Source organism: Bifidobacterium sp. (genome assembly GCF_050874245.1).
Lineage (GTDB): Bacteria > Actinomycetota > Actinomycetes > Actinomycetales > Bifidobacteriaceae > Bifidobacterium.
Window position 1 is genome coordinate 1 of the sequence record NZ_JBNMKH010000113.1, and the last position, 4494, is coordinate 4494.

The 4494-nt window shown below is 61.4% G+C and carries 4 protein-coding genes; 1 reads left to right on the forward strand and 3 read right to left on the reverse strand.

Annotated elements, in window-relative coordinates; translation table 11 throughout:
• Positions 1-322, reverse strand: a 322-nt coding sequence (locus ACR0P8_RS08785) for a LysR family transcriptional regulator (protein WP_432624707.1), incomplete at its 3' end; no start/stop codon positions are given.
• Between the two features lie 169 nt (positions 323-491).
• On the opposite strand from ACR0P8_RS08785, the gene ACR0P8_RS08790 reads away from it, so the two are divergent.
• On the forward strand, positions 492-1790 hold the full coding sequence (locus ACR0P8_RS08790; protein ID WP_432624708.1) for a Na+/H+ antiporter NhaC family protein: 1299 nt from the start codon (positions 492-494) through the stop codon (positions 1788-1790).
• A 55-nt stretch (positions 1791-1845) separates the two neighbouring features.
• On the opposite strand, the gene ACR0P8_RS08795 is transcribed toward ACR0P8_RS08790, so the two are convergent.
• A complete protein-coding gene (locus ACR0P8_RS08795; protein WP_432624709.1) occupies positions 1846-2643 on the reverse strand; it encodes a hypothetical protein in 798 nt (265 codons plus the stop codon).
• Positions 2644-3059: 416 nt separating this feature from the next.
• Positions 3060-4494 (reverse strand): ferrous iron transport protein B (gene feoB / locus ACR0P8_RS08800; RefSeq protein WP_432624710.1); only part of this gene is annotated, 1435 nt, incomplete at its 5' end.

Consider the following 4494-nt stretch of genomic DNA (forward strand, 5'->3'; position numbering starts at 1 on the left):
CGCGCGGCATGATGGCCTGTCCCCTGGTATGCCCGACTGCCACGCGCAGCACACCCGACTCGTCGTGCGCGATATCGCCGAATTCCTGCATCATCATCGTGTGCTCGCGCTGGAATCCGTTGGCGTACCGCAGGAACGTCCTTCCCGCATAGGTCAGCTCCAGCGGCACATGGCGGACGAACAGCTCGCATCCCACCTCCCGTTCGAGGTTCGCGATATGCGCGCTGAGCGTCTGCTGCGTGATGCCGAGGCGCTTCGCCGCCTTGGTGAAGCTTCGTTCCTTGGCGACCATGATGAAGTAATCCATGCTCAGGAAATTCATGCACAGTATTTTACCTGTGACGCGAACCAAAGAACAACGTGATAATCCTGTTAATCTGACCGTGTCCGTCGCTGGAAGAAATTCCGAAGCACAATCTCGGAATACGGCGGAATCGTTGCGCCAATCGATCATATGGACGGATCGACACGTCCACAAGGAAAGAGGAATCATGCCGGAAATCGTCACCCTGCTGCTGTTCTGCGCCGCACTCATCGCATGCATAGCGTGCGGCGTATCCATCATCCCGGCGCTGTTGGCCGGTGTGGTGATCTTCCTCACGCACGGAAGACTGACCGGACATGCGTTCAAGCCGATGATCGCCAAAGGATTGGCCACCATGCGCGCCGCGAGCATCATAGTGGTGACCTTCGTGCTGATCGGCATGCTCACCGCCTTATGGCGAGCGGCAGGCACCGTGCCGTTCATCGTGGCGAACGCGACCGGTCTGGTGCGGCCGCACGTGGTGGTCCTGCTCACGTTCCTGCTCAACTGTCTGATGTCTCTGCTGACCGGCTCGTCGTTCGCGTCGGCGGCCACCATGGGCGTCATCACCATGACCCTCGGCACGTCCATGAACATTCCACCGATGCTGCTGGGAGGCGCCATCCTTTCCGGAATCTACTTCGGCGACCGGTGCTCGCCCGTCTCCACCAGCGCGCAACTGGTCAAGACGCTCACCCATACGAACATCTTCGACAATATCCGTCTGATGCTCCGGACGGCGGCCGTGCCGTTCGCACTGACCTGCGCGATATACGCGGCGATGGCGTTGTGCACCCACCCATCCGCCGGGTCGGTGGACATCGCCGCTCTGTTCTCCAAAGCGTTCGATCTGCGGTGGGTGACGGTCATTCCGGCCGTGGTGCTTGTCGTCCTTGCGACCGCAAGGGTCGACGTGCGTATCACGATGGGCGCCAGCGCACTGTCCGCGCTGCCTATCTGCCTGTTCGTGCAGCACATGGGCTGGCCGGAGATCGGGCGCGCGCTGCTGTTCGGCTTCCATTGCGCCGACGCGCGGGTCGCGCCGCTTGTCGATGGCGGCGGTATCGGCTCGATGGTCAAAGTGATGCTGATCGTCTGCATCTCATCCTCGTATTCCGGCATTTTCCAGGAAACCGGCCTGTTGCGCGGAGCGCATCGGATCGTCTCTTCGATGGCGAATCGCATCAGCGTTTTCGGCGCCACGTTGGCCGCATCCGTCGTGACCGGCGCCATCGCCTGCAACCAGACGTTGTCCATCATGCTGACGGACCAGTTATGCGACCATCTGGAATCCGATGGACAGCGCAAGGCGATCAACCTGGAGGACACCGCCGTGGTGGTGGCGCCGCTTGTGCCATGGTCGATCGCAAGCGGAGTGCCGCTGGCCTCGGTCGGCGCGCCCACGTCCAGCATACTGATGGCCACGTTCCTCTATCTGCTGCCGTTGGCACGGCTGATCGACGCCGCGGCCGCCAGACGCAGGTAGTCGCGCCGGAGCATCCATGTCCGCACGGCGGACGGATGACGAATTGCGTCAGGATCTACTGAGCTTTGGCCGCCTGGCTGTTTACCCAGTTGTCGGCCATATCGATGGCCTCGTCGAGCGTGACTTTGGCCGCCTTGTAGTATTTGGAATCCTTGATGTCGCTGTTTTCGATGAGCTTCCGTCCGGAATCCATCGCCTTGGACAGCGCGGCCATCAGCTTGCGTCCCGTCAGCGTCAGCGTGTCGTCCTTGCTGAGTCGATCCATCAACCTGTTCGCCTTGTCGATCGACTTCTGCAATTCCTTTTTCGATTCCGCCAGCTGTCCAGCGCCGTAGGAATCTTTCCGCCGCCCGTCGGATGACTGTTCGGATGACGTATCGTCCGTCGATTTGCTCGAATCATCATCGTCGGCGTCCTGCGACGAATCCGTGGTCTTCTTCTCACGGATGTTCTTCAGGCTCGTATTGAGGGAATCCGTGGCGCCATCCAATGTCTTCGCCACGAGATTGAGCTGCGTGATGGTGGCGTTCGCCTTGCAGCCCTCCACATCGACCGTGTTCTCGGCGCTGGTGGCCGCGTCCGCGAACGCGTCGAGGATGTCATCCACCCCGAACACGTCACGGGCCAGCTTCTGCAATTCGCCGCTGTTATCCGACGTGTCGAGCACGGACTTGCGCGCCGTGCTGAAATCCGCAAGCGATTGGCGGCAAGCGGCCAATGCCTCCTGCTGTCTGCCATGGTAGACGTATACGCTGATACCGCACGCCACAACACACGCCACAACCACGGCGAGGACAATCGGCCAAGCCCTTCTGCGGGGCACGGAAGGTTGTTCAACGTTTTGATAATCCATATGCGCCACACCCCTACGAATCAGCGTCAATCGACGCTCTCGTCATTTCCCCGCCCATTCTACGACCTTGAGGATGGGAATATCCTGAATGGACATCCGGCACAGACCAACGAATCAGGATCGGGTCGGCATATCGATTCACCACAGGCATGTCCGGACGACCCCATGTCCACCACTTCAAGCAGGCCACGCTCCCGCGCGCGGTCGATGGCCATGTCCACAAAATCGACCGGAAGACGCCGTTTGTCGGCGATCTGCCGTGCCGTCAATCCGGCGGAGACATCTTCGGCGACGCATGCGACGATATCGTCCGGATGACGATCACGATGACGGTCTTCATACAAAACGGACGAATCCGGCGAACGACGCGCACGACGCCATCCGCGTGCAGGCATGCCATGCCACGCCATGCCTGATCACCACACCAATCGCAGCAATTGGAAGGCGACGACGGCAATCACATACGCCACAGCCAAGCTCAGCAGCACAGAACGCGCCGCGACTCTCGTACCGAACTGCCGTCTCATCTCCGCAACTGTCGCCAGGCATGGCGTGTAGGCGAGCGTGAACAGGAGGAATGCGATTGCGGCAGCCCTGCCATGGCCGTGCGACGACCCCTCGAATGAGACGCGCAGCTTCTGCCCCAATGTCCCCTCGCCGCCGCGGTTTCCGGCGCTATCGTCAGACTCGTCCGCGTGATACGACTGGGACATCGATCCGACCACGACCTCCTTGGCCACGAATCCGGTGATCAGCGCGGCCGAAGCGTGCCAATCGTCGAATCCGGCCGGAGCGAACACAGGGGCGACCGTGTCCGCGAGCACGCCATATGCGGAATCATGCACATCGTCGACATGCGCGAAACCACCCGCATCGGCCTTCATGGGAATGCCCTGCAACAGCCACAGCACCATGATCATGGTGATGATGATCACGCTGGCTCCCCGGATGAACCCCCATAGGCGCAGCAGCACCGAACGTGCCAGCTGCACAGCGCGCGGGCACTGGTATGCGGGAAGCGCCAGCATCAACGGTTCCGGCTCAAGCCCCCGGAACATGGTGTGGCGCAACAGCACGCCGACCAGCAGGATGACCGTCACCGAAGCCACATACATGAGGAACACCACCAGTCCGGCGTATTTCGGGAAGAACGCGTGGGCGAGAACCAGAAACACCGACAGGCGCGCGGAGCAGGCCGCGAACGGAACCAGCATTCCCGTCAGGACCCGCTGCCGGGAATCGGGCAATGTGCGCGTGGCCGCCAATGCCGGCAGGTTGCAGCCGAATCCGACGATGATCGGCAGAAACGCGCGCCCATCCAGTCCCAAGGCACGCATGGCGCGGTCCATCACAAACGCGGCACGCGCCATATAGCCGGAATCCTCCAGCATCGACAGCAGCAGGAACATGATGCCCATCGTCGGAATGAACGTCAGCACCGTGATCACGCCGTCAAGCAGACCATCCACCGTCAGCGAGCGCAGCCATCCCCCGTCAACGGTCGGGCCGAACAGGCCGAGCAGCCGGTCGATGCCGGTCGTGCACCAGCCTCGGAACGTCACGTCGATCCAGTCCTGCATGGGGCTGGCGAGCGCGGTCGTGGCCTGGAACACCGTGAAAATGACCGCGAGAAACACGATGATGCCGAATATGGGATGCAGAAGCACCCGATCGATGCGGTCGGATACCGTGACGCGTTCGTTCGCATGCACGTCAAGTCCACGTAATATGCCGGCCGTCCAATTCAGCCGGGCGTCGGCGCGCAAGTCCGTGCTCGACACGTCGGATAACAGCGGCGAATTGCAGAAGCTGGCCCGTGACGTGTTCGGGGTGGATGACATCCTCGACGCG